Annotated in this window: 21 protein-coding genes and 5 pseudogenes; 6 read left to right on the top strand and 20 right to left on the bottom strand. The window is 37.1% G+C overall.

The annotated features are described in order from the left end of the window. The first annotated feature begins 227 nt into the window (after positions 1–227). Positions 228–1,334: pseudogene (locus tag STRIC_RS03410) on the top strand (IS3 family transposase). A gap of 13 nt (positions 1,335–1,347) precedes the next feature. On the opposite strand, the gene STRIC_RS03405 reads toward STRIC_RS03410, so the two are convergent. Then, complete coding sequence (locus STRIC_RS03405) at positions 1,348–1,803, bottom strand: TlpA family protein disulfide reductase (RefSeq protein ID WP_008088191.1); 456 nt, start codon at positions 1,801–1,803, stop codon at positions 1,348–1,350. A gap of 129 nt (positions 1,804–1,932) precedes the next feature. Between STRIC_RS03405 and STRIC_RS03400 the strand changes: the two genes are divergently transcribed. After that, on the top strand, positions 1,933–2,211 hold the full coding sequence (locus STRIC_RS03400; RefSeq protein ID WP_008088050.1) for an acylphosphatase: 279 nt from the start codon (positions 1,933–1,935) through the stop codon (positions 2,209–2,211). 85 nt (positions 2,212–2,296) lie between these two features. Here the strand turns inward: STRIC_RS03400 and STRIC_RS03395 are convergent. Continuing rightward, a pseudogene (locus STRIC_RS03395) lies at positions 2,297–3,319 on the bottom strand (IS30 family transposase). Positions 3,320–3,470: 151 nt separating this feature from the next. On the opposite strand from STRIC_RS03395, the gene yidC reads away from it, so the two are divergent. Further along, positions 3,471–4,397, top strand: a complete 927-nt coding sequence (gene yidC, locus STRIC_RS03390; protein ID WP_008088153.1) for a membrane protein insertase YidC — start codon at positions 3,471–3,473, stop codon at positions 4,395–4,397. Between the two features lie 139 nt (positions 4,398–4,536). On the opposite strand, the gene greA is transcribed toward yidC, so the two are convergent. The 18 genes and pseudogenes from greA to STRIC_RS03305 all read right to left on the bottom strand — a co-directional run bounded on the left by greA (position 4,537) and on the right by STRIC_RS03305 (position 22,784). Then, positions 4,537–5,019, bottom strand: coding sequence for a transcription elongation factor GreA (gene greA / locus STRIC_RS03385; protein WP_008088597.1), 483 nt, complete (start codon positions 5,017–5,019; stop codon positions 4,537–4,539). Between the two features lie 64 nt (positions 5,020–5,083). Continuing rightward, positions 5,084–6,223, bottom strand: a pseudogene (gene mltG, locus STRIC_RS03380) (endolytic transglycosylase MltG); the annotation flags it as partial. 239 nt (positions 6,224–6,462) lie between these two features. Next, positions 6,463–6,679, bottom strand: a pseudogene (locus STRIC_RS13030) (endolytic transglycosylase MltG); the annotation flags it as partial. A gap of 96 nt (positions 6,680–6,775) precedes the next feature. Continuing rightward, positions 6,776–7,263 (bottom strand): annotated as a pseudogene (locus tag STRIC_RS03375) (GNAT family N-acetyltransferase). 33 nt (positions 7,264–7,296) lie between these two features. After that, positions 7,297–8,628: a UDP-N-acetylmuramate--L-alanine ligase gene (gene murC / locus STRIC_RS03370; protein ID WP_008088189.1), complete on the bottom strand. Its 1,332-nt coding sequence runs from the start codon at positions 8,626–8,628 to the stop codon at positions 7,297–7,299. 46 nt (positions 8,629–8,674) lie between these two features. Next, positions 8,675–9,283: a hypothetical protein gene (locus STRIC_RS03365; protein ID WP_008088300.1), complete on the bottom strand. Its 609-nt coding sequence runs from the start codon at positions 9,281–9,283 to the stop codon at positions 8,675–8,677. A gap of 110 nt (positions 9,284–9,393) precedes the next feature. Then, complete coding sequence (locus STRIC_RS03360) at positions 9,394–12,486, bottom strand: DEAD/DEAH box helicase (RefSeq protein WP_008088458.1); 3,093 nt, start codon at positions 12,484–12,486, stop codon at positions 9,394–9,396. A gap of 105 nt (positions 12,487–12,591) precedes the next feature. Next, positions 12,592–13,095, bottom strand: coding sequence for a VanZ family protein (locus STRIC_RS03355; protein WP_008088534.1), 504 nt, complete (start codon positions 13,093–13,095; stop codon positions 12,592–12,594). Positions 13,096–13,184: 89 nt separating this feature from the next. Then, positions 13,185–14,495, bottom strand: a complete 1,311-nt coding sequence (der, locus tag STRIC_RS03350) for a ribosome biogenesis GTPase Der (RefSeq protein WP_008088296.1) — start codon at positions 14,493–14,495, stop codon at positions 13,185–13,187. 55 nt (positions 14,496–14,550) lie between these two features. Next, complete coding sequence (dnaI, locus tag STRIC_RS03345) at positions 14,551–15,453, bottom strand: primosomal protein DnaI (protein ID WP_008088245.1); 903 nt, start codon at positions 15,451–15,453, stop codon at positions 14,551–14,553. After that, complete coding sequence (locus tag STRIC_RS03340) at positions 15,454–16,626, bottom strand: replication initiation and membrane attachment family protein (protein WP_008088142.1); 1,173 nt, start codon at positions 16,624–16,626, stop codon at positions 15,454–15,456. Further along, positions 16,613–17,107 (bottom strand): transcriptional regulator NrdR, encoded by a 495-nt coding sequence (gene nrdR, locus STRIC_RS03335; RefSeq protein WP_008088068.1) that lies wholly within the window; start codon positions 17,105–17,107, stop codon positions 16,613–16,615. The genes STRIC_RS03340 and nrdR overlap by 14 nt, the downstream gene beginning before the upstream one ends. Positions 17,108–17,295: 188 nt before the next feature. Continuing rightward, complete coding sequence (locus tag STRIC_RS03330) at positions 17,296–17,955, bottom strand: hypothetical protein (protein ID WP_008088503.1); 660 nt, start codon at positions 17,953–17,955, stop codon at positions 17,296–17,298. Positions 17,956–18,173: 218 nt separating this feature from the next. Beyond that, positions 18,174–19,649, bottom strand: coding sequence for a HAMP domain-containing sensor histidine kinase (locus tag STRIC_RS03325; RefSeq protein ID WP_008088313.1), 1,476 nt, complete (start codon positions 19,647–19,649; stop codon positions 18,174–18,176). A gap of 16 nt (positions 19,650–19,665) precedes the next feature. Continuing rightward, positions 19,666–20,352, bottom strand: a complete 687-nt coding sequence (gene covR, locus STRIC_RS03320) for a two-component system response regulator CovR/CsrR (RefSeq protein ID WP_008088134.1) — start codon at positions 20,350–20,352, stop codon at positions 19,666–19,668. 208 nt (positions 20,353–20,560) lie between these two features. Next, positions 20,561–21,094 (bottom strand): YceD family protein, encoded by a 534-nt coding sequence (locus STRIC_RS03315; RefSeq protein ID WP_008088637.1) that lies wholly within the window; start codon positions 21,092–21,094, stop codon positions 20,561–20,563. 203 nt (positions 21,095–21,297) lie between these two features. Next, entirely contained in the window at positions 21,298–22,194 is an 897-nt protein-coding gene (gene htpX / locus STRIC_RS03310; RefSeq protein ID WP_008088487.1) for a zinc metalloprotease HtpX, read from the bottom strand. A 32-nt stretch (positions 22,195–22,226) separates the two neighbouring features. After that, positions 22,227–22,784: a LemA family protein gene (locus STRIC_RS03305; RefSeq protein ID WP_008088274.1), complete on the bottom strand. Its 558-nt coding sequence runs from the start codon at positions 22,782–22,784 to the stop codon at positions 22,227–22,229. A gap of 149 nt (positions 22,785–22,933) precedes the next feature. On the opposite strand from STRIC_RS03305, the gene rsmG reads away from it, so the two are divergent. From rsmG to ktrA, 3 genes are all read left to right on the top strand, one after another. Continuing rightward, entirely contained in the window at positions 22,934–23,647 is a 714-nt protein-coding gene (gene rsmG / locus STRIC_RS03300; RefSeq protein ID WP_008088162.1) for a 16S rRNA (guanine(527)-N(7))-methyltransferase RsmG, read from the top strand. A gap of 81 nt (positions 23,648–23,728) precedes the next feature. Beyond that, complete coding sequence (gene ktrB, locus STRIC_RS03295; RefSeq protein WP_008088618.1) at positions 23,729–25,105, top strand: potassium uptake transporter channel subunit KtrB; 1,377 nt, start codon at positions 23,729–23,731, stop codon at positions 25,103–25,105. Between the two features lie 9 nt (positions 25,106–25,114). Beyond that, entirely contained in the window at positions 25,115–25,789 is a 675-nt protein-coding gene (ktrA, locus tag STRIC_RS03290; RefSeq protein ID WP_008088361.1) for a potassium uptake transporter gating subunit KtrA, read from the top strand. Positions 25,790–25,811: the final 22 nt, after the last annotated feature.

The following is a 25,811-nucleotide window of genomic DNA, read 5'->3' as shown; positions in this document are numbered from 1 at the left end:
AAAAAGAGCTTTCTTCTCCTAAGCGAAACTACTTGAGAGCCTTCAGCCTTGATTTTAAGCTATCTTTGGAGATAGCTCCAGGCTGGATTGAGGCCAAAGTTCCATCACTATTAATCATAATATGAGTGGGAAAAGCGCGAATAGCAAAAGCTTTCATGGTGAATAGGTTACACTAAACTAGACAGAATTTATAAAGTGTTCTACACTAAAGAAAATAGGAGAATATTATGTCTAGAAAAATACGTCGCCACTTCACCGATGACTTTAAGCAACAAATCGTTGACCTTCACAATGCAGGGATGAAACGAAGTGAGCTTATCAAAGAATATGAGTTAACCCCATCAACCTTCGATAAGTGGGTACGTCAGGCTAAAACAACTGGTTCCTTTAAAACTATTGATAATCTTACAGATGAGCAGCGTGAACTGATTGAACTCCGAAAGCGTAATAAAGAACTCGAAATGCAGTTAGATATCCTAAAGCAAGCGGCGGTGATTATGGCACGAAAAGAGAAGTAATCACTGCTAATAAAGACAAATATAGCATTTCAGCCATGTGTCGTTGGTTGAACATTCCTCGTTCTAGCTATTACTACAAGGCTGTTAAACCAGTCTCTGAAGCGGAACTTGAAGAAAATATCAAAGCTATTTTTCTCGAAAGTAAGGCCAGATACGGGGCTAGGAAAATCAAGAAATGTTTGGAAAATGAAGGCATCCAGCTGTCTCGTCGTCGGATTCGTCGCATCATGCACAAACTCAACTTAGTATCCGTTTATCAGAAAGCAGCCTTCAAGCCACATTCAAAAGGGAAGAATGTGGCAGCTATTCCTAATCACTTAGCCAGACAATTTCATCAAGAAAAGCCTCTAAATGCTTTAGTAACAGACTTAACCTACGTTCGTGTCGGTAATAGCTGGGCTTATGTTTGCTTGATTATTGATCTCTTCAATCGTGAAATCATCGGTTTGTCAGTTGGTTGGCATAAGACCGCCGAATTGGTTAAACAAGCGATTCAGAGCATCCCTTACGCTCTGACCAAGGTCAAGATCTTCCATTCTGATCGTGGGAAGGAGTTTGATAATCAGCTGATTGATGACATGTTGGTAAGCTTTTGGAATCAATCGTTCTCTAAGCCAAGCAGGCTGTCCCTATGACAATGCGGTAGCTGAGAGCACCTATCGCGCTTTCAAAATTGAATTTATTCATCAAGAAACCTTTCAGTCACTGGAAGAATTAATCCTTAAAACGAAAGATTATGTGCACTGGTGGAATTACCATCGCATTCATGGCAGTCTCAACTACCAGACACCCATGACATGGAGATTAATTGCTTAAAGAAAAAAGCACTTTATAAATGTTGTACAGAAAAGTGTTGCCTTTTCATGGCATTATCCTTAGTATCAAAGTAAATAGGATAATTAATCCCCTCTTCTTTAGCAACTTCTAAAATAGTTTCTTTACTTTGATCTGCAGGATTTTGATTATTAAATGCCTTATCTCCAGGTGAAGTTAAAGAGATAAAGACTAAATCTTTTTGGTCTTTAACCTCTTGATAAACCTTTTCTAAATCAGGCATTTCATGTCGACAAGGACCACACCAACTTGCCCAGACATTAATATAGACTTTTTTTCCTTTAAAATCAGAAAGAGGCATATCGTCTCCTTCTTGATTTCGCAAAGTTACATTTGGCACTTGATCACCAGCTGCTAAACCTGGGTTTTTAGAAATACTTTCATCGTTGGAACAAGCCACTAATAAGAAAAGTGGTACGACAAGCAAGAGTTTTTTAATTATTTTTATCATTACTTTCTCCTTAAATAAGTTATTTATGTTACATTTGTATTTTTATTGTAATACAACAATTTTTGTTTAGCAAGCCTTTTCCCTGCTTTATCAAGCACATATGTTATAATGAATAAAAGGAGGTTAGCGATGAAAAAAGTACGTTTAATTGTCTCTGGTCGCGTCCAAGGGGTTGGTTTTCGTTATGCTACCTACTCCTTAGCACAAAAAATGGGAGATATTTTTGGGCGTGTGTGGAATAATGAGGACGGTACTGTTGAGATTTTAGCCCAGTCAGAAAATCCTCAAAAGTTAGCAAACTTTATCCAAGAAATCCGAAAAGGACCTTCTCATTGGTCAAAAGTCACTTATGTTGATGTTACTTTAGGTCGTTTTGAAGACTTTGAAGACTTTAAAATGACCAACTAAAAATCAGACTATAGCACTATTGTTATTTTCTCGCAAGTTGTCAAGTCAAGTGCAACCAGTTCATAGATAACTAGAGTTCCAGATGTTAAGCTGTTCGGGATAGCTCAAACAGGAATTTTGAGGATTGATATTGAAGAAGTCGTCTTGGGCGCTCATTGATGGCAGTAATATAATTGTCAAGTTCTTCAGAGGTTAGTGGATTAAGTGAGACTCCTTTAGGGACATATTCTCTGAGGAGGCCATTGAAGTTCTCGTTTGTTCCTCTCTCATGTGAAGAATAGGGATGTGCAAAGTAAACTTCAACAGCTTCTAAGTTTGAGAGTAAACTAAACTCAGAACCATTATCCGCTGTGATGGATGCAATAGGATACTGACTGATGAGATGCGTGACAGCACGGTTAATGGTTTGGGACTGCTTGTCTTCCAGCTTAACTCCTAGTGCATAGCGTGTCTGGCGCTCTACCAAAGTCAACATAACAGCTTCACCTTTGGTTTTCTTGCCGAGAACCAAATCAATCTCCTAATGCCCAAATTCAGAACGATCATTAATATATTCTGGACGTTCTTCGATAGATTTACCTAAAGTCTTCTTATTCGTCTTCATGACTTTCTTAGAACGTTTTCTGATACTAACCATCTTAGGCAAATCGATTGGTTTAATAGCTGATACCCCCTCTTTGATATAACGATAAATCGTTTTGGTAGAGGGGACGACTTCTTCAGGATGGTTCACTTTGTAAGTCTGAACAAAACTATCCACACTATGGAGACGAATGTTAGCCGTCAAGGCAGATTCTAATTGTTCAATGAACCTAGCGGAGCAGTCATTCAACTTGAGATAAGAACTCTTTTGACGATTGGTTTCATAGACACGTTGCCCACTATCAGCGAAATAGGCGTTGAAGAAGGTTTGTTTTCCATTCTTATCCTTTACCTGTTCTACTGAACCACGTTTTATTTCTCGGCAGATTGTAGAACGGTGACGACCCAAGAGTCGAGCAATCTCAGCGGGTTTCTTTCCCATTTTAAGATAAGCAGCAATTTCACCCCGTTCTGTGGCTGAAAGATGAGAATAGGATGATTTTCTGGTAGAATTAATGTTGGACATGTTCATCTGCTTTCCATACTGAATTGGGGAATTCTAGTATATCAGACGAACATGTCTTTTTTGTTGCACTTCATTTTACAACGCGGGATTGTTATTTTCTGAAAAAAACAGTAAAATAGGTAAGTATATTAAAAATTAAAGGAAATTTACATTGAAACTAAAATTAAATCGCATTCTCTTTTCAGGGCTTGCTTTGTCAATTCTCTTCACCCTGACAGGTTGTGTTGGACGAGATTCTCATGGAAATCCTAAAGGTTTTATCTGGGACTACCTCGGAAAACCAATGTCGTACTTCATTGATTACTTCGCTAATAATGTTGGGCTAGGATATGGTGTTGCTATCATTATCGTTACCATCATCGTTAGAACAATCATTTTGCCATTAGGACTCTACCAGTCTTGGAAAGCCAGCTATCAATCTGAAAAAATGGCATTCTTAAAGCCTGTTTTTGAGCCTATTAATCAGCGTATCAAAGCTGCTACGACTCAAGAGGAAAAAATGGCCGCTCAAACAGCATTAATGGCTGCTCAACGTGAAAACGGTGTTAACCCATTAGGTGGGATTGGGTGTCTTCCCCTTTTGATTCAGATGCCTTTCTTCTCTTCAATGTATTTTGCAGCACAGCATACCAAAGGCATTGCCACAAGTACCTTTATGGGAATTGATCTAGGCAGTCGTAGCTTATTACTAACAGCTGTTATCGCACTCCTTTATCTCGTACAATCTTGGCTATCCATGCAAGCCATGCCAGAGGAACAACGTGCTCAAATGAAAACAATGATGTATACCATGCCTATTATGATGGTCTTTATGTCATTTAATCTTCCAGCTGGTGTTGGACTTTATTGGTTTGTTGGTGGATTCTTTAGTATTATCCAACAATTGATCACCACTTACGTGATTAAGCCACGATTGCGTCAGCAAATTGAACAAGACTTTGCTAAAAATCCGCCTAAAGCTTATCAATCATCAAATCCTAGGAAAGATGTGACTGATTCAGAGCCTGTCTCACAAGTGATTATGACATCAAAGAAAAACAAGTCAAACCGAAACGCTGGTAAACAGCGCAAACGTTAAAAAATAATATCGGCTAGCATATAAGCTAGCCGATATTATTTTTTCTTTATTACTCTAGTTTAATAGAGCTATAAAAAAACATCAGAAGACAAAAGTCAGTTTGACTTCTGCTTTCTGACGAGCATTAAGCATTATATGATTAATTTGTTTTTTCGACACTGATGATTTCAACTTCATAGGTAGCAGCTGGTGATTCGATTTTAACTTTATCACCACGTTTTTTACCAATCAAAGCTTGTGCAATTGGGCTCTCATTAGAGATTTTTCCAGAAAAGATATCTGCCCCTGCAGCTCCTACAATATGATAGGTATCTTTATCACTTGTTCCAACTTCCTGAACAACGACTGTTCGACCAATAGCCACTTCGTCTTTAGCAACTGCATCACTATCAATAATCTCAGCATAGCGAATTTTTGTTTCTAATGTTGAAATTTGCCCTTCAACAAAAGCTTGCTCATCCTTTGCTGCGTCATATTCGGAATTCTCTGAAAGGTCTCCATAAGAGCGAGCAATTTTAATGCGCTCAACAACTTCTGGACGTCGAACTAATTTTAGCTCTTCTAATTCTTTTTCAAGTTGCTCTTTTTCAGTTAGGGTCATTGGGTAAGTTTTTTCTGCCATGATATTTCTCTTTCTTTTTTACTAATCAGAAACACAAACATGATGCCTAAGCATCATGTTTGTTCTACTGAATTTGACTATTCACATATTTTTCGACATTTGCTGAATGCTCTTCAAATGTCTTCGCATAGTAGACTTCACCAGTATGGACATTGGCCACAAAGTATAAGTAGTCCGTTGAAGCTGGGTTAATGGTTGCTTCAATAGCAGAGATTCCTGCACTGTCAACCGGGCCAGGCATTAGTCCTGTGTTGGTATAAATATTATAAGGAGAATTAATGGTTGTGTCAATAGCTGCATCTTCAGCTAGAGTCGTTTTTTCTCCTAATTTGCCCATAGCGTATAGAATTGCAATATTTGATTGCAGGGCCAGGTCATTATTTAAACGATTATAAAAGACACTAGCAATACTACGACGATCATCATCAGTCGAACCTTCTTTTTCCACAAGTGAAGCTAAAGTTAGTACTTCGTTCACTGATTTACCGCTTGCAGCAATAGCATCGTAATATGGTGAAAGGTTTGCATCAGTTGCAGCAATCATCTCTTCCACTAAATCTCTTAATTCAGTTTCTTTGTAATAATTATAAGTTGCTGGGAAAAGATAACCTTCCAATTGATAAACTGCCACTTCTTTACTTGGAATATTTGACAGTAAACGAGGGTATTTTTTTACCATTTCTTGAATAAAACCATCATCTGAAACAAGCTTTAGAAAGGCCTTGGAGTCAAATGGCGTTTGTCCTTTTTTGTGATGAGCTTTGCTATTCACCTCAATGGCAGAAGCAATTTGCTTAATGGTATAACCTTCAGGAATTAAAATTTTACCTACTGCAAGCTTTGTCGGTTCAGCCGTACCACCTTCTTGCAATGCAGTAGCTATCTCCTCTAAACTCATGCTTTTTTGAAGGTTGTAATATCCACTTTGAAAATTAGTAAAGTTTTTAAATTTTGTGTAAAAACTAAAGACAGTGCTATTTTTAATCAAACCTTCTTTTTGAAGAATTTGTCCAATAAGCCTATTTCCCGAACCGGATGGAATTTCCACTTGCACAAATTCATTATTTCTCTTATCTACAGGATTGATAGCGCTATAAACATAAATAGTTCCAGCAAGCCCAATAGCCAAAAGAGCAACAATAATCGATGAAATCAAAATCGTTGATATCTTCTTTGCCATTCGATCTGTTTCTTGTCTTTTTCTTATTCGTTTTTTCACTGAATCACCTTCCTCAAAGCTTTCGTCAAGAACAGCTTCTCTTTGCCTTACTAGCTCTTCGTCTGGCTGATCCTGCGTATATCTTTTTGACTCCTCTGCTACTTCAGGCATGATAGCTGGGGTAACCACAGCTTCAAGAATCTCCTCATCAGAAACTCTTTCATCTGAAAACTGATCTGATGATGTCAAATAAGAATCCACTACTAAATCATTTGGCGACTGTGCTTCTTCTTTTTGAAGAGCTTCTTGTCTTTTGTACTCTGCGTATAAGTGAGCTGTACGGCGAGCAGCTTCTTTGGCTTCTAGTTCTTTTTGATAGAGCTCTTCTTCTTTTTCTTTTCTAATCTGATTTGCTTTTTCCAACTCAGCTAGAATTTGTTCTTTAAAACTTTTTTGTTGCTGAGCACTTTGCTCATCATCTTTAAAATCGGTCAAAGCCAATCCTCCTAAACTTAATCAACCGCCATTATAACTTAAAAGCGTAACAAATGCAATAAAAGCCCCATTTTGTTACACTTTTTTAACAAATCCTAAAGTTTAGTTTCGACTTGGCGTCTCCCAGAACATTTGATACCAAATCGTACCACCATGCTGGGAATCAGATAAGCCTTGGTTCTTAAATCCATTCATTTCGTAATAGGGAATCAGATAATCGTGACAGGTCAGAATAATGCCCTGACGTTTTTGAGCTACTACTAAGTCTTTCATGGCAGCTAAAAGTGCCGTTCCCACACCTTGCTTTTGGAAAGAAGAGGCAATTGATAAACTAGTAATGGCTAAGTAACCGCCTTGCTTAGGGTTTTTCGAGACCTTATGAAATAGACGATCTTGAAGAAGGGCATTTTGAATAACTGGCCCTTCAATATAACCTGCAATGCAATGATCAAGCTCCGCTACTAAAAAAGTATCAGGAATCAATTGCGTTCGTTCCTTAATAACTTCAGGTTTAGCAGCATCGAAAAATTTTCCCTCTCGATCTGAGCAATTGCTTCCCAATCATCCTGTGAAACGTGTCTGATTAGCATGGTTACTCCCTTCATCATAAGAACCGATACGCTCTATTGATTATTTTTGGTTAAATTAGCTAACAATTCTTCAAAAGAGCGTTCATATAACTGGATATCCCCAGCTCCCATAAAGACATAGACGGCATTGTCATGATTTAGAAGTGGTGATACATTATCAACACTTATCACTTGAGAAGGCTTGACAATTTTATCTGCTAAATCTTCTACTTTGACTTCACCCTTATCCACTTCACGCGCAGATCCATAAATTTGAGCTAAATAAACACTGTCTGCATCATTCAAAGCAAGCGCAAAATCATCTAACAAAGCGATGGTTCGTGTAAAGGTATGTGGCTGAAAAATAGCAATAATTTCCTTACTTGGGTATTTTTGTCTAGCAGCATCAATCGTTGCAACAATTTCAGTTGGATGGTGAGCAAAATCGTCAATAATAATGGTATCATTGATGATTTTTTCAGTAAAACGACGTTTAACCCCTGAAAACGTCTTTAAGTGCTCCGCTACTAGAGACATATCAATTCCAGCAATATAAAGATTAGCAATCACAGCCGTTGCATTTAAAATGTTATGACGGCCATAAGCAGGAACATGGAAAGTGCCAAGCAGTTCATCACCATGCTTCACTTTAAAATCAGAGCCATTTGTAGTGCGTGTCAAATCAAAAGCAACAAAATCGTTATCATCTTCAAATCCGTAATAATAAATAGGTGCTTCTGAACTAATTTTTTTCAATTCTGGATCTTCACCATAAACAAAGAGACCTTTCGTCACTTGTTTGGCATAGTCGTTGAAGGCATCAAAAACATCGTCGATTCCAGTAAAGTAATCTGGATGATCAAAATCAATATTGGTGATAATCGAATACTCGGGATGGTAGGGCATAAAATGACGTTCGTATTCATCTGATTCAAAAACAAAATACTGCGCCTTAGCAGAGCCGCGTCCAGTACCATCTCCAATGAGATAAGAAGTATCTGTAATATTCTTTAAGACATGCGATAATAGACCAGTAGTAGATGTTTTCCCATGAGCTCCTGCGACACCAAAGCTAATAAAGGACTTCATGAATTCTCCTAAGAACTCATGATAACGTCTAAAAGGAATCCCCTCATGAATAGCATATGCCACTTCAGTATTATTATCTTCACGAAAAGCATTTCCAGCAATCAGTTCCATATCTTTTGAAATATTCTTTTCATCAAATGGTAAGATGGTAATCCCTGCTTGCTCTAATCCACGTTGTGTGAAGTAGTATTTCTCGACATCACTTCCTTGTACTTGGTGCCCCATTTGGTGAAGCATCAAGGCTAAGGCACTCATCCCAGATCCTTTGATTCCGATAAAATGATAAGTTTTTGACATTTTGACTCCTTTTATTTCCCTTATTCCCCTTAAATTGACTACCTGATTACGATAAATCATCAAAACGACTCAAATTTAGTTCTTGAGCTATTGTTTTTTCACGATTTTCTCTGGTCTCTTTATTGTTATAGATTTGACTACGTTTCAAAAAGTCATAATTATTCTTTTGACTTGCCTTTTGATCTGATGGTTTTGGTTCCTTATACTGACGCGGTAATTCAGCTAAAATATAATCCTCTTGCTGTAATTTACCGGTAAAACGGCCTAACTCAGAATTCGATTCTTTCAAGCTTGCACTCGCTTTATGTGATTGACTCTTTTTGGCTGTTTGTTTTGGCTGATAAGCCATCTCTTTAGTAATATAGGCTTTTCGTTTCTCTTTAATATCTTGCTTAGCTTTTTGACGAGCTTCTTTAGCATAGTTACGGCCTTCGTTAATGGTTTGAAGACGATTGGAAGAGTTGGCGTGTGACGTATTTGCTAGCTTTTGATTCTCAGCAAACTGAAAATCTCTCGTGACATCATTGTAATCTTTTTCCTGATAAAATCCTTGAATATTAGTAATGAGATCCTCATTGTCATACAAGGCCATTTGTTTTGCCACTTCAATAATGGGCTCCCCATCTGCAACCAGAGGAAACTGCTTTTTCGTCATCCTTTTTATCCCCTTCCTTCCTATAGCTCTCACTATTATAAACTAAAGACCAGCTTTTTTCAAAGTATTCCTATAAGAAAAGCCAGTTTCCATTAGGAATACTGACTTTTTTAAGAATTCAAACCAAGAATTTCTTTAATTTCTTCAATAGACATACTAGCACGATTTTCATTACCATCTAGAACTGTTGTCACTAAATTACGCTTACTTTCTTGTAATTCTAGTATTTTTTCTTCAATGGTGCCTCTAGTAATCAGACGATAGACCTCGACGTTCTCTTCTTGTCCCAAACGATGAGCGCGACTAATGGCTTGCATCTCCACTGCTGGATTCCACCACAAATCAATCAAGACCACCGTATCAGCCCCTGTCAAGTTCAGACCGACACCACCAGCTTTTAAGGAAATCAAAAAAGCATCCTTAGATCCATTATTAAAAGCTCGTGTCATTTCTTGACGTTCATTGGCTGGTGTAGATCCTGTAATCTGGTAAGAGGTAAGTCCCAACTTTTCCATTTCCTGACCAGCTATTTCTAGCATACCTCGAAATTGTGAAAAGATTAAAGCACGATGTCCATTTTCCTTAATTTGCACAAGCAAAGTCCTTAGACTATCTAACTTCCCACTATCTCCTTGATAATCCATGAAAAGACTAGGGGTGTCGCAAATTTGCCTTAGGCGTGTGATACCTGATAATATTTCAATTTTTTGACGATTAATCTCAGCATCACTAGCTTTCAAAATACGGTCTTGCATTTGACGGAGTTGCGCTAAATAGATGGCTTTTTGACTGTCTGCCATTTCATTAGGGTAGTTAATCTCAATCAAGTCAGGCAGCTCTGGCAAGACATCTTCTTTTTTACGACGCATAACAAAAGGTTTAATGCATTTAGAAACCTGTTTAGCATCCATTTTAAGAAAGGCTTTTTTGGAAGGCAAAAGACCAGGTAAAACAATTTGAAAAATAGACCAAATCTCAAGCAGTTTATTTTCAATAGGAGTTCCTGACAAGGCAAAGCAATGTTTGACATTAAAAGCTCGTAAACTTTGAGCAATTTTAGTCTGAGCGTTTTTGATGACTTGCGCCTCATCTAAAATCAAATAATCATAGTCAAAAGCCTGATAGGTATCAAAGTCTTGTCTAAAAGAAGAATAGCTAGTGATAGTTACCTGATGTTGTTCTGCAATCAACTGATCTCTCACTGTTTTCAACCCATAAGAAACCACTGCATCTATGGAAGGGGTAAACTTATGAAATTCATCTAGCCAGTTATAAATAAGACTAGATGGTGATAGAATCAGCACCCTACTATCTTTTGTCAGACGCGAAGTCAAAAAAGCAATGGTCTGAAGTGTTTTACCCAATCCCATGTCATCGGCTAAAATGCCACCAAAGCCATAGTGATCAAGCATAGACATCCATTTGATTCCTTGAATTTGGTAATCACGAACCTCAGCTTCAACCCTTAACTCTCCCAAGGCAAACGCCTCAGGATGCTGCAAGTCATAAATCAAGTTTTCCAGTTCTTTAGAAAAATGGACAGAATCGTTACTAGAGAATAATTGCGAAACCTGTAAAGCAGCCATACCATCCAATTGCATATGGCCGTTAGACAATTGCTTAGCTCTTAATTCTTGTAAACTGTGACTAACTTTTTGGGTATCTTCATCAAAAACAACCAGTTTTCCTGTCTCACTAAAGAAATAGGGCTTATTATTAAAAAGTGCAGCCAAGGCATCATCAATATCATTTTCAAATACACTTGAAAAATCAAAAGAAATATCCAAAAGCCCACCTTGCTTATTAATATGAATTTGTGGCGCTTCAGAAAAACGTAAGGCTTCCACATCATCTGATAAATGAACCTTTCCTAAACGCGCCAGATAGGGCACTGTCTGCGTAAAGAAGTCATAAAGTTCGTTTGGTTTTGCCAACTCTTTTTGTGATAGAAATTGAGCTGCAAAGCCAAAATGTTTTAAGGCACGGTAAATTTTCTCTTCTTTTTTATAGTGACTAGCAAAAGGAAGTTGATCCAAGCTGTGCTTATCCTTAATCTGAACATTGCCATAGTCAAAGAGCAATTGACAACTTAGTTTGCCACGCTCATTAATATCAAAATAAAAGCTAACCTCAAAATCTCGAATGGTAAAACTTTTTGGTGCATTCACTTGGCCAATCTCTTTAAATTCGAGTAAATTAGCCGCTAGTTTAGCCTGATCATCCAAATCAAAATGAATGTGCTTAGCCAAATCAGATTGAATAGGAAGGCTACGAATGGCTTGAATCATTTTTTGTTGCTTCAAGGTCAACTGATAAAAGGTATCTAAGTACAAAAGGCACTGATTCCCAAAAAGGTACTGACAATTTTTTTCTGTGATCGTTAATTCAATCGATTTACGATGAACAGCCACATCGAAAGTGAAAAGACCAGATTCACCATCTAAAGGACGAACATATACTTTAGAATAGCTTTGTGACACACCTTCAAAGGTAAAGTCATACAGCTCCGACAGTAAATACAGTCCTTCTTCAAAAAAACCACTTGGTAGTCTCAAATGCCTGGCATGATTAGGAAAAAGTAGTTCTTGTTCTGATTTATCAGAATCCGGTATCAAACGCCATAGAAAATAAATCAGCTCCTGGCTAGCTTGATCAAATTGCAAAATCGATAAAGGTTCAAAATAGTTTTTGCCAATCTGATAAAATCCCTCTTTACGAATAATACTTACAAAAGCTTTGATATCTCTAATGACATAAGTTCGTTCATCTGGTAAACGATTAATTTTAAGGCTCCACCAATAATCCGAAGTATAGGGACTTCTTGTTCCTGAAGCCGAGATACGATATTTAACCGTATCATCTTCATTCATTTTCAGACTATCTAAAAACAGACTTCCAAAAGAGGTCATTTTTTTCGTTTCTTCCTGGTTTTCAGTCTGGTCTGCCAGTTGTTTTGAAATTGTTTGACCTTCTTGATTATTTTTTAGGTAATACTCCAAAGCGGCAATATGTTGGCAATAATTTTTGCGCTCAAAAAGGTCACACTGACACTTAATATCATCATCTGCTATGCCATATTGAACTTGATAAGAATCCACTTCTGCCTTAAGAAGCCCTTCTGTCTCTTCGACAATAGAGACCAAACCCTCTTCATAAAGTTCAATCCCTTGATTACGCACACGTCCTGGAATTAATCTAGCCATTTACTGTCCCACCTTTTTGCTTATCCTTTTATTATAGCAAAATTCCAGTGAGTTGACTGATAAAAATCCTGTTTTTGATTGGATTTCATCTCAAAACTTAGTTTACTAATAGCCATTAAAACCAAACACCATAAAGACAATGAAAGCAATTATGGCAAGTAAGATCCCTAGACTATTGAGAACTTGCTCTGCTTTACTTTTGAAAGCTAAAACAAAGGCTTGGTAAATCCAAATGCCTAAATAGCTACCTAAAGTATTATGAATCACATCAGTGACGTCCGTCATCCCAATAGCTAAAACATATTGCAGAAGCTCAAACAAAAGACTAATTAAGAAGCCACTGCAGACAATCTTAAGGTGAGACCAGTTAGGTTTCATCAGCTTTAAATAAGCTCCCAAAGGAAGAAAAACTACTAGATTAAAAAGCATTTCCAAAGGAACTACTTGACCATTCAAGGTGAGGGGGGCCGCATAAGGAATCCAGTTAATATACCGATAATTCTGAAAAAACAGGAGACGAAAAGGTAGATTAAACTTCAATAAAATACACCAAATCAAAAAGAAGATATAGGTAGTAAAGATAAGACGCGTCATTTTAGCTTGTGACATAAGACTTCCTTCCTTATTCAAGCTGTTTTTTTCACTTAGACACCTTTATCATATCAAAAACCACTAGTACAAGACTAGTGGTTTTCGCTTTATTTTCGTTTACGAGCAATTAAATGTATAGGAGTTCCTTCAAATGTAAAGGCTGCTCGAATTTGATTTTCTAAGAAACGTAGGTATGAAAAATGCATCAATTCTTCTTCGTTAACAAAGACAACAAAAGTTGGTGGTTTAACCGAAACTTGCGTGGCATAGAAAATTTTCAGGCGTTTTCCTTTATCTGTCGGCGTTGGATTGATCGCAATAGCATCCATGATGACGTCATTCAAGACAGCAGATGGAATCCGTTTGTTTTGGCTATCACTGATACGTTTAATCAGCTCAGGCAGTTTATTCAAACGTTGCTTGGTTACTGCTGAGACAAAAATAATAGGGGCATAAGCTAAGAATTGGAATTGGTCACGAATATCTGCTTCCCATTTTGCCACGGTATGATTGTCTTTTTCAAGAGTATCCCACTTGTTAACGACAATAATCATCCCTTTTCCGGCTTCATGTGCAAAACCAGCAATACGTTTATCGTATTCTCGGATGCCCTCTTCGGCATTAATAACCATCAAAACCACATCTGATCGGTCAATGGCACGCATAGCACGCATGACAGAATACTTCTCAGTATTTTCATAGACTTTACCAGATTTACGCATTCCGGCCGTATCAATCATGGTGTATTCTTGGCCTTCAGCATCCGTAAAGTTGGTATCAATGGCATCACGGGTTGTTCCAGCAACTGGACTAGCAATAACGCGATCTTCACCCAAAATAGCATTAATCAAACTTGATTTACCAACATTAGGACGTCCAATTAAACTAAAACGAATGATATTATCATTTTCTTCAGCCTCTTCAACAGGAAGATTTTCGACAATAGTATCTAAAATGTCACCTGTTCCAATCCCGTGAACAGATGAAGCTGGGTAAGGATCTCCCAAACCAAGCGAATAAAAGTCATAGATGTCATTTCGCATTTCGGGATTATCCACCTTGTTGACAGCTAAAATAACTGGCTTATTGGTGCGATAAAGGATTTTTGACACGTATTCATCCGCATCTGTAACCCCTTCTTTTCCAGAGACCACAAAGACGATAACATCTGCTTCTTCCATTGCGATTTGAGCTTGATGCTTGATTTGCTCCATAAATGGTGCATCCACATCATCAATCCCTCCAGTATCAATCAATGAAAACTTTCGATTTAGCCATTCACCAGTAGTATAGATACGGTCACGAGTCACCCCTTCCACATCCTCAACTATGGAAATGCGCTCTCCTGCAATTCGGTTAAATAATGTAGACTTCCCAACATTAGGACGCCCAACAATGGCAACTGTAGGTAAAACCATGATTCTCCTTCTCTCAATAACTGTTTGTCAATTATTGTTAATTCTTTCTATAAGGTTAACGACGATTGGCACCCTCTAAGTGGTACTCATTAGCCAAGTAACGAACCCGTTCCATAACACGCTTGGCTTGCCAAGTCTCATCATTTCCTTTAATATTAGCCCATTTTTTTTCTAAATCCGAAAAACTATAATTGGAAGTAAAAAAAGTAGGCAACTCTTCTAACATACGGTACTGTAAGATGACCTGTAAGACCTCATCTCGTACCCAAGATGTGGCTTGTTCTGCACCAATATCATCTAAAATTAAGATTGGCACGGATTTAACGGCATCGATTTCTTCTTTAACAGAACCTTTCGAAATGGCATTTTTGACATCAATAGCAAAGCTAGGAAAATGTAAGAGTGTTGTCGACACCCCTTTTCGCTCTGACAACTCATGGGCCATGGCAGCCATAAAATAAGACTTACCAATCCCCATATCACCATACAAGTACAGGCCTTTTTGAGTATTTAGGGGATAATTTTCAACAAAGTCAAGAATTTCCGAGAAAACTTGCATGCGACTGGTATTGTTCACATCAATATCTGATAGTTGAATGGAGCGATAAGATTTGGGCAAATTGACTAAGCGAATACGCTCTGAAATAGCTACTTGCTTTTGGGCTTCCACTAATTCTTTGGTCTCCAAATAAGAGACGTCAGCATAGCCCTCATTCATGACTAAAATGGGCTGATACCCTTTAGCAATGTATGTTTGGTCACTCGTTTGAAACTTTTTACGTTCCAATAAAAATTGATTAAACTTCGATAGACTTAATTTTATCTGCTCTTGATCAAGCTTGTGTTCGCTAATAAATTGGGCAATCTCTGGATCTGATAAAATGGCTTGCATCAAGTGCTCACTTTGCACACGCGCCCTCTGGTCTAGCTTTTGCATGGTCTTTCCAATCTTTTCCATCTAATCACCGTCCTTTTTGAGCTTTTCTAAACGCTTCAAAGCCGCCTGCTTAAATTGATCTAATTTCGCCTGTTCTTCTTGACTAGTGCTTTCTTGATAATCGGGATTACTCCACTTGGGAACATTACTAGTAGTTGATTTGGAAACCTTTTTTGACTTCTCTTTTGATTCCGTGAAGGCACGCATTTTTAAAATCGCATCCTCAGCTTTTGTGACTTGTTGATAAGAAAAATCATTGGCAATCTTCATAAGGTAATTTTTTTGCAGATTGGCTGATTTCGTTTTATTAAAGGTATACAAAACCATCACATTAATCACTTCATCCAAGAAATTCATCTCTGCTAAAGTAATCAATAATTGCCGTTCATCCTTTGTTACTGCCGCTCTTCTTGCTTTCTTGATTTTTTCCAAAAAAGCTAAAGACTTGTCTTGCTTGGCCTCTCTAAGAATAATTTCTTCTGCTTTAGAAAAATCAGTCTGATTGAGAGACCTTTTCGCTTGTTTCTTCTGAATAACCATACGTTCTGGACGAATACTGCCATTCACAGCTGTTTCCTTAGCTAATTGGTAGGTATCAAACCAAGTCATTTGGTATTTTTCTGAGATACTATACAAGCGAATCACATCTTTTGACTCATCATCAAATTGCAAACCATCACGTAACATTAAGTTTTGGAAACTATCGATATCAAAGCGATTCTTTCCACTAGTCAAGTTATGTGAAACTGTCTCTTCTGTACCAAAGACATCCGAGAATTTTTTTGAAATATCACGAGCTTGTCTAGGAATTTGCATTTTTAAGTCTGAAAGGGCAAGCTCTCCAATTTTTTGTTCCAAAAGGCGACAATAAAGGGGATGATTAAAAAAAGCCTCATGACTTAAGGGTTGGTTCAGCTTAATAAGATAGGAATCTGGCAGTTGATACAAAACAAGCAAATCCATGGCTGTCAACATGACCAAGGCATCTCCCAAGCGCTTCATCCCAAACTGTAAATGGTTTAGGACATCACTGAATTTGTATTGGCTTTTGCCATCATCAAAGAAATGCAAAAAATAATGATAAAGAGCTACCGCATCACTTCCGATGATTGGAAAATACAATTGGATTAGACTGCTAGAATCCTTAGAAACTTTATTATGCTTAACGTAAGAAAAAGAATCAATGGGTTTCATCTGTTACTCTACTCTTCTTTTTACCGCGAACACGACTAGTGATTTGTTGTAAAAGCTCTTCAATCTCATCAACATCTTTAAAACTTTTATAGACACTAGCGAAGCGAACATAGGTGATTTCATCTAACTCAGCCAATTCATCCATCACTAAATTTCCAATGATAGTACTTGAAACTTCATTTTCATAAGCTGTACGGACTTTTTGCTCAATTCGTGAAATAAGGTTTTCAATATCTGTACTAGAAACAGGGCGTTTTTGAGCACTTTGCACCACACCATTTAGGATTTTATCTCGCGAAAATTGTTCCCTGGTACCATCTTTTTTGACCACCAATAAGGGAAGTTCTTCTACTCGCTCAAAAGTTGTAAAACGCGAATGACATTGCTCACATTCTCTGCGGCGACGTATGGTGTTGCCATCCTCGGCTTGTCTACTGTCAACAACACTTGATTTATTATAGTTACATTTCGGACAACGCACGCAAACACCCCAATTCTATCAAATTAATCTAATAATCTATTTTACCATAATTATAAGGAATACAAAAGCATCTACTACCTCTACGTCTCATGGCAAATAGTAATCTCAACGTGTCACTTAATGTCTTACATTTCTAACTCGCTTACAAGTCAAAAAAGTTCTTTTGACTATAAGTAATATTGCTTTTCTTAATCTTCGCCAAATTCACCTCTGAAGTTTGGATGAGACTTGTCTCCCCATCTAACGTGTTGACGAATACCAGCTAAAAAGGCTGTTTTATCTCCTTGACCTTTAAATTGATCTTTTAACTCTGTTTTGAATTTCCAAACCAATTTATCATTATACTGGGTAAAGTCACCACCATCTCCTTCAATCAAAACAGCATCGAATTTACCTTCATTTTTTAAATCCGTAAAGTGTCCTAATGCTGGACTATATGCTGTATAGCCAGGGTATTTATCCCATTCTTTTTCAAACTGCCAACGATTTGAGGTGAAATGAGTTGACCATTTGGTATGACTAACTTTCTTAGTATCTACAATTTTTCTATGGGCATTTTCTCTTGTGATGGTAATATCTGTTGGATCCTTAACCTCACTTGGTAAGAAAACCGTATAGGTTGGATTAACCCAAGCACGATGATATTTGTTGAAAGTAACAGTCCATTCAATCGCATCGTGAGAGACTTTCTTCTCATAATCCACATATTCTTCGACTGGATTTGAGTATGTCCAGTAAAGATCGTATTTTTCACTGGCTGATGCCATTTGGTTAGAAACAACAACAAATCCACCCACAGCTGAAACTAAAGCTAAGGATTTTACAAGGGGACTAAATAGTTTTTTCATTTTTGATTTCCTCATTCTATAATTGTATTAAGAACTTAATTGTTTTTAATTATATAATTTATTTTTAATTTGTAAATCATTTTTTGCGCTTATTTTTAATTTTTTTGTTTTAAACAGTGTTTTAAAACAAGTCTATCACAAGGAAAAAAGAACTAAAAAAAGAGAGCCTTTAAGCTCTCATTTTAATTATAGCAAATCTTAAATTGCAGCTCCCATCTCTAATTTTCTACCAATGGAATATGTAAAATAAAGACAGACCCTTGATTGATCTCACTTTCTACCTCCATATGAAGCTGGTAGCCATCCACAATTTGTTTCAAAATAGAGAGCCCAATTCCTAAGCCAGCTTGGGTACTAGTCCGATTACGAGATTTATCAGAGCGATAAAAGCGTTCAAAGATGTGTTTGATATCTTCATCAGAAATCCCTTCACCTCTATCTCTTACCCTTACCACAGCTTCATTAGCATCGTTGACTGCTATATGAATGCTGATTTTTTTCTCACGTCTCGAATATTTAACAGCATTGTCAATAAGAATCATCAAGGCTTGCTCAAAATGATTTTTATAAATACGTACCAAGGTTTTAGGCTGGTCTGACTCCCAAGTAAACTCGAAATCTTCCCTTAAGACCTTAAAGTTACTGATAACCGTTTCCACAGATGTTTCCAAAACAGTAGTATCATGTTGGTGACCTTCAAAAGAACCTTGAACCCTTATCATATCTAACATGTCATTAATCATGATAGTCATCCTATCAGCCTCATGAGCAGCAGCATTAAGACTCTCTTCTAGAATTTCGCTATCATCTTTACCCCAACGTTGCAAGAGTCCGATATGCCCCTTGATTACCGCCACAGGAGTCCGTAGCTCATGACTGACATCGCTAATAAAGCGAGATTGTAATTTGGTATGGGTTTCAATTTTGTCTAGCATCTTATCGAAAATAACCGATAATTCCTCAATTTCATCACCCGATGAAATATCTGAGCGCAAATTGAGGTTGTTAGGATTCTTCGAAATATTTCGCATGACATCATTAAGATTTTTCAATGGTTTCAAGAACTGTCGAGTAGCTACCAAAATAATAAAGTAAGCTAGACTCGTTCCAAATAGTTCAACCACCAATAACCAAAAGAGTAGTCTGGCACGAATGACATAATAAGTGCCCAAGTCATGAAAGACCTGTACATATCCAACCAGTTCACCAGTTTTATTGGAATAAACCTTTTGCGTCATCGAAAAACCACGGTATTGATCTTCAATATGATCGTTATAGACACGACCAATTGGACCTTTTAACCCTGGAGAAGATTCTTCGTCATCCGTGGTGAAAATCATTTTTTTATTCAAATCATAGACATAGATATCCTGATTGGCCACAAGAGAGTTTGTAATATCTCTTTCGCTTCGAATAACACGACTACCAGTGGTATCATCAATCCTTAAATGCGTTTTGTCATTCTTATATAGAACTTCTGCCAGGTTCTCTAATGTAAAATTAGAGTCCACCTCAGAAAGACGAACTCTAACAATATTAACAGCCTGAAAAACCGATTGCTTTTCTTCTTTCAGCAAGAAGTAGTTGGTTGAGCTATAAGCAATCAGTGTAAATGCAGAGAAAATACAGAAAAACAGAACGAAAAAGATATTTGATAACCGCTTCGGTAAGGATTTTTTATACTTTTTCTCCATCTGATTTGCCACTTAATTATTTCTCACGAATAACATATCCCATTCCACGAACTGTTTGAATATAAGATTCTTTGCCTGGAATATCGATTTTCCCACGCAAGTAACGGATATAAACGTCAACAACGTTTGTTTCAACCGCTTCATCATATTTCCAAACATTTGACAATAACTCTTCACGTGTCATAACACGATTCATATTTGTCATCAAAATATTAAGCAAGTCGTATTCACGTTTTGTTAAAGTGATTTCATCGTCACCACGGTTAACAGAACGGTTTTGTGGATTAAGAACAAGATCACGATAAACACCTTGGGTTGGTGCTTTCTTCTCAGTTTCGATATCTTGACGGCGGAAGATTGCACGGATACGTGCTAATAATTCTTCAATCGCAAATGGTTTGACGATATAATCATCAGCACCACGATCCAAGCCTGCTACCACATCCATGATAGAATCACGCGCAGTCATCATCATGATATAAGTGGTTTTTTCAGTTTGTAAGCGACGAGTCACCTCAAAACCATCCATTTCAGGAAGCATCAAGTCAAGAAGAATCAAGTCGAAATCTTTTTCTAAAGCAGTTTCAAGACCCTCACGTCCATTTACTTCCACTGTAACTTCATACCCTTCATGTTGAAGTTCAAGGGAAACAAACCTTGCTAGATTTTTTTCATCTTCGATAATTAAAATTTTCTTTGTCATTTAAATCAACCTTTACCTTTTACAGCTCTACCTAAATCTCTCCTCGGCAGGACTTTTTATCTAAAATTTTTCATTTTTGAGTACTGAACTCAAATGGCCCTTTATTAACTGGTAAACCTTGTTAATCAGCAACCTTGTTCTGTACAAAGTATATCAAAGAATCAATATTTTTTCAAATAAAAATTACAGATATCTTTAATTTTCTGTTTTATTCATCAAACAGGCCTTGTAAGCTTGAAAAAGGATTATTTTCTTTCTCTTTTTCTGCTTGAAGCGCTTGGTATTGTTCTTCTGTTAAAACCGTCCAATTCTGACCTGTTGGAAGGTCTTGAGACACTTTTTCCTCATCTGTCAATACTTGCAATGGAATCGCTAATAGAATATTATCCACAATACTTTCCTCAAGATCAATTTGATTGTCTTCTAAAACCAAGACTAGTTGATCTTCGATTAAATCTTCTCGGCCTCTAATATCTTCTTCCTGAATAAAGAGTTCTTGATCCATTTGATTCTCAGATAAGGTCACTGGAATCATTGATCGACTGGAAGGAAGCGTCAGCTCATAGCTTAACTGATAATCTAATAAAATCAAACCATTATCATATTGAACCTTCCCTGTAACCATCACCTTATCAATATCGAGAATGTTTGGATCACGTTCAAGTAGCTTTTCTTTAATCTCACACTTCTGATCGAAGTGAATACCATCTGGTCTTTTTCGTATCTCTGAAACGAGTAACATAACGCCTCTCCTAATAAAAATCTAATTTATTCTCACTATTATACCAATTTTTTGCCCTTGCATTTATGACAAATTGGTAACAATTGCGAAGTTAATAGCTTTTACAATATTATTTCTTGTAGTCTTATCACTTTTGCTTTATCTAATATTTTCTGAATATTATTTAGAAAGAAAAAAGTGAGACTTGAGCTAAACCCAAGCTCTCACATATGTCGAAGTCGTTCAATTCTATCTTCAATAGCAGGATGTGTACTAAAGAGAGAACTTATTTTTTCTTTCTTTCTCGGTTCATTGATGTAAAGTGCGGCACTTGCGTCATCCACAGGTTTTCGCATGGGCTGTGATTGCCCTAACTTTTCAAGAGCTCTAATCATTCCTTGAGGATTTCTAGTCAGTTCGACAGAACTGGCATCAGCCAGATACTCTCTTTGCCTTGAAATAGCAAGTTGAACTAGGGTAGCCACTAAGGGAGCTAAAATTAATGACAAGAGCGAAAAAATGAGCATTATAGCACCAAGGCCATTGTCATTTTGATTATCATTACGTCTTCGGTTGCCACCTCCATACCACATCATACGACCACCAATACTGGAAATAAGGGTAATGGCACTTGCTAAAGCAACGGCAATGGTTGAGATACGAATGTCATAATTGCGGATATGACTGACTTCGTGTCCCATCACGCCTTCTAGTTCCTCACGGTTCATGGCTTGTAATATCCCAGTAGTTGCAGCGACAGCTGCATTTTGTGGACTTGATCCCGTTGCAAAAGCGTTTAAGGATGAATCATCAATAATAAAGACTCGCGGCATAGGAATTTGAGCCACCAATGCCATATCTTCAACAATATGATAAAAATCCGGAGCTTCTTCTTCAGTAACTTCCCTAGCATTATTCATCCCCATGACCACAGATGTGGATTGAAAAATCATACTGAAGGCATAAATAGCACCAATAATCAAAGCAATAACCATTCCTAGCTGATAACTCTCAAGTAGTAAATAGCCAGCTGAGGCACCAATCAGCGCTAATAAAGTGAAGAAAACAATCAATAAAAGAATCGTTTTTCGCTTATTTTGTGAGATTTGATTATAAAGCATTGATCTCCTCTACTAATCCCTAATCATCCCATTTAGAATTGAAAATCCACTTTTGGAACTTCTTTTTCATTTTCTGGTGTTTGTAAAAATTCACTTGCTTTGAAGCCAAAAATCTTAGCAACAATATTGCTTGGGAAAGACTCTAACTGAACATTATAATTAGCGGTTGTTGTATTAAATAATTGGCGAGAGTAAGAAATTTTATTTTCTGTATTAGTTAATTCTTCCTGTAATTTCAAGAAATTAGTATTAGCTTTCAAATCAGGATAATTTTCAGCTACTGCAAAAAGATTGGTGACTTGCTTACTCAACTCATTTGAAGCAGCCATAGTTGCTTGAGGAGTTGTCGCATTGGCAACACGTGAACGAAGATCCGTAATTTTTTCAAATGTTTTTTCCTCGTAACTTGCGTAACCTTTAACCGTCTCAATAAGATTTGGAATCAAGTCATTACGACGTTTCAATTGCACATCAATTTGACTCCAAGCTTCTTTTGTGCGCATACGAGATTTAACAAGACTATTGTAGCTAGTCATCAACCAAAGAGCAAGCACTCCTAAAACGACTAAGATAATCAAAAATGTTGGCATATTGTTTCTCCTTTAATCTTTGTGTCTCAATTATAGCAATTTTTAGCCCAATAGCAAGTATTGTAGGCTGGTTTACAGAGATTTAGATTATTTTTTTATCTTTTAATTTATGTTAAAATAGATAGACTAATCAAAATCAGAGGAAAACAATGATACCACAAGAATTTTATATCGCCCTTGAAGAAGCTGGCATTTCTTTAAGTGAACGTCAAAAAGAACAGTTTGACACTTACTTTAATACCTTAGTTGAGTGGAACACAAAGATAAACCTAACCGCTATCACTGACGAAAAAGAAGTCTATCTAAAGCACTTCTATGACTCAGTAGCGCCGATTTTACAAGGCTTTATTCAAAATGAACCTTTAAAACTTTTAGACATTGGGGCTGGAGCAGGCTTTCCAAGCCTTCCTATGAAAATCCTCTTTCCTCATTTGAAAATCACTATTATTGATTCGTTAAATAAACGAATCTTGTTTCTCAATCATTTAGCCAAGGAATTAGGTTTGACAGAGGTTGACTTTTTCCATGGCCGTGCAGAAGACTTTGGACAAGATAAAGCTTTTCGAGGTCAATTTGACTTAGTAACTGCAAGAGCTGTTGCGCGTATGCAAATTTTATCTGAATTAACCATTCCTTTTCTAAAAGTCGGAGGCAAGTTAATTGCCTTAAAAGCTCAAGCTGCTGATCAAGAATTGGAAGAAGCTAAAAAAGCACTCTCTCTTTTATTCGCAAAAGTTGTTACAAATTATGGTTATGTTTTGCCAAATGGCGATGCTCGTTACATTACCATCGTAGAAAAGAAAAAAGAGACACCCAAAAAGTTTCCAAGAAAAGCAGGCACACCAAACAAAAAACCTTTATGAGTAACCGAAAAGCTAAGACCAAACTTAGCTTTTTAATTGTATTTTTGATATGATAGTATGAGATATTATTATGGAGGAATCATGAAACGCTCATTTATCAAATCCCTCTCGGTGACGCAACGCTTAACCTTTAGCTTTGCCATTGTCATTTTGATAGGGACTATTTTGCTATCCATGCCCTTTACCCATTACCAAAATGGACCTGATACGGTTTATCTCGATCATTTTTTTAATGTGGTTTCTATGGTCTGTGTGACTGGACTATCAGTTGTTCCTGTTTCAGAGGTCTACAACGGTATAGGGCAAACCATTGCTATGATTCTTATGCAAATTGGTGGTCTTGGATTAGTAACATTAATCGCTATGAGTACCTTTGCTTTAAAGCGTAAAATGCGTTTAACCGACCAAACCTTGCTCCAATCGGCTTTAAACCGAGGAGATAGTAAAGACTTAAAACATTATCTCTTTTTTGCTTATAAGGTTACTTTTTCGCTAGAAGCCATAGCCGCTTTAATCATTATGACTGACTTTATCCCTCGTTTTGGGGTAAAACATGGCATCTTCAATAGTATTTTTCTTGCTATTTCTGCTTTTTGTAATGCTGGTTTTGATAATTTAGGTTCCTCAAGTTTAAAAGCATTTATCCTAAACCCAACACTTAATTTTATCATTACCTTTTTGATTATTTCAGGAGGACTTGGTTTTGCCGTTTGGGTGGATTTAGGTCTTTCCTTTAAGAAATTCTTTTTTGAAAGACCTCACTGCTACGGTTCAACATTTAGGAAGCTATCAAATCAAACCCGCTTAGTCTTGCAAACTACCCTAGTCATTCTGCTTCTAGGAACACTTGTCTCTTGGTTCTTAGAAAAAGATAATCCCAAAACCATTGCTAACTTTGCCCTTCATGAACAAATGATGGTCTCCTTTTTCCAGACAGTCACGATGAGAACAGCAGGCTTTGCAACTATTTCCTATAAGGATACCTTAGCACCAACCAATATTCTTTATATGATTCAAATGGTTATCGGAGGAGCACCAGGGGGGACTGCAGGTGGGATTAAAGTTACCACTGCTGCTATTACCTTCTTGTTATTTAAGGCCGAGTTATCAGGTCAGTCAGAAGTAACCTTCCGTAATCGCATTATTGCAAATAAAACCATTAAACAAACCATGACGGTTCTCATTTTCTTTTTCGCTGTTTTAATGACTGGCTACATTCTGTTATTGAGTGTGGAGCCTCATATTGAGCCAATTCCACTCTTATTTGAATCTATTTCAGCTATCGCTACTGTGGGTGTCTCAATGGATTTAACACCTGAGCTTTCAACAGCTGGACGACTCATTATTATTGTTCTCATGTTTGTTGGACGTGTTGGACCTATTACGGTTCTTATCAGTTTGATCCAACGTAAAGAAAAAACCATTCAATATGCCACTACAGATATTTTAGTGGGTTAAGGAGAAATCATGTTAAAACGTAAAACTGTTGGTGTCCTTGGTCTAGGAATCTTTGGTCGTACAGTGGCCAGAGAATTAAGTAATTTTGATCAAGATGTTATCGCCATCGATATTAGAGAAAGCCATGTCAAAGAAGTAGCCGATTTAGTAACTAAGGCTGCTGTTGGCGATATTACTGATAAAGACTTTTTACTAGCAGTCGGCATTGAACATTGTGATACTGTAGTTATCGCCTCTGGTAATAACCTAGAATCATCAGTACTTGCCGTAATGCATTGTAAAAAATTAGGCGTTCCTACAATTATTGCTAAAGCTAAAAACAAAATCTTTGAAGAAGTCTTGTATGGTATCGGAGCTACTAAAGTCATCACTCCTGAACGCGATTCTGGAAAACGTGTTGCCTCAAACCTCCTTCGACGTCATATCGAGAGCATTATTTATTTAGAGCATGGCATTTCCATGATTGAGTTTGTTATTCCTAAGACTTGGGAAGGCCAATCACTCTCAGAATTAGACGTTCGCCGAAAATATGAACTCAATATTATCGGCATGCGTCAAAAGGATGTCAAAACATTGGATACCAATGTCAAACCATTTGAACCTTTAGGAGCAAATACCATTATTGTAGCCATTGCAAATGATCATACCTTCGAAAAATTTGATTATTTAGGTTATCTCAAATAGTAAAAACCTCATAAGAGAAATC

Origin of the sequence: Streptococcus ictaluri 707-05, from assembly GCF_000188015.2 — a bacterium.
GTDB lineage: Bacteria > Bacillota > Bacilli > Lactobacillales > Streptococcaceae > Streptococcus > Streptococcus ictaluri.
The sequence above is the reverse complement of the archived record's forward strand: the minus strand, read 5'-3'. Positions and strand labels throughout refer to the sequence as shown.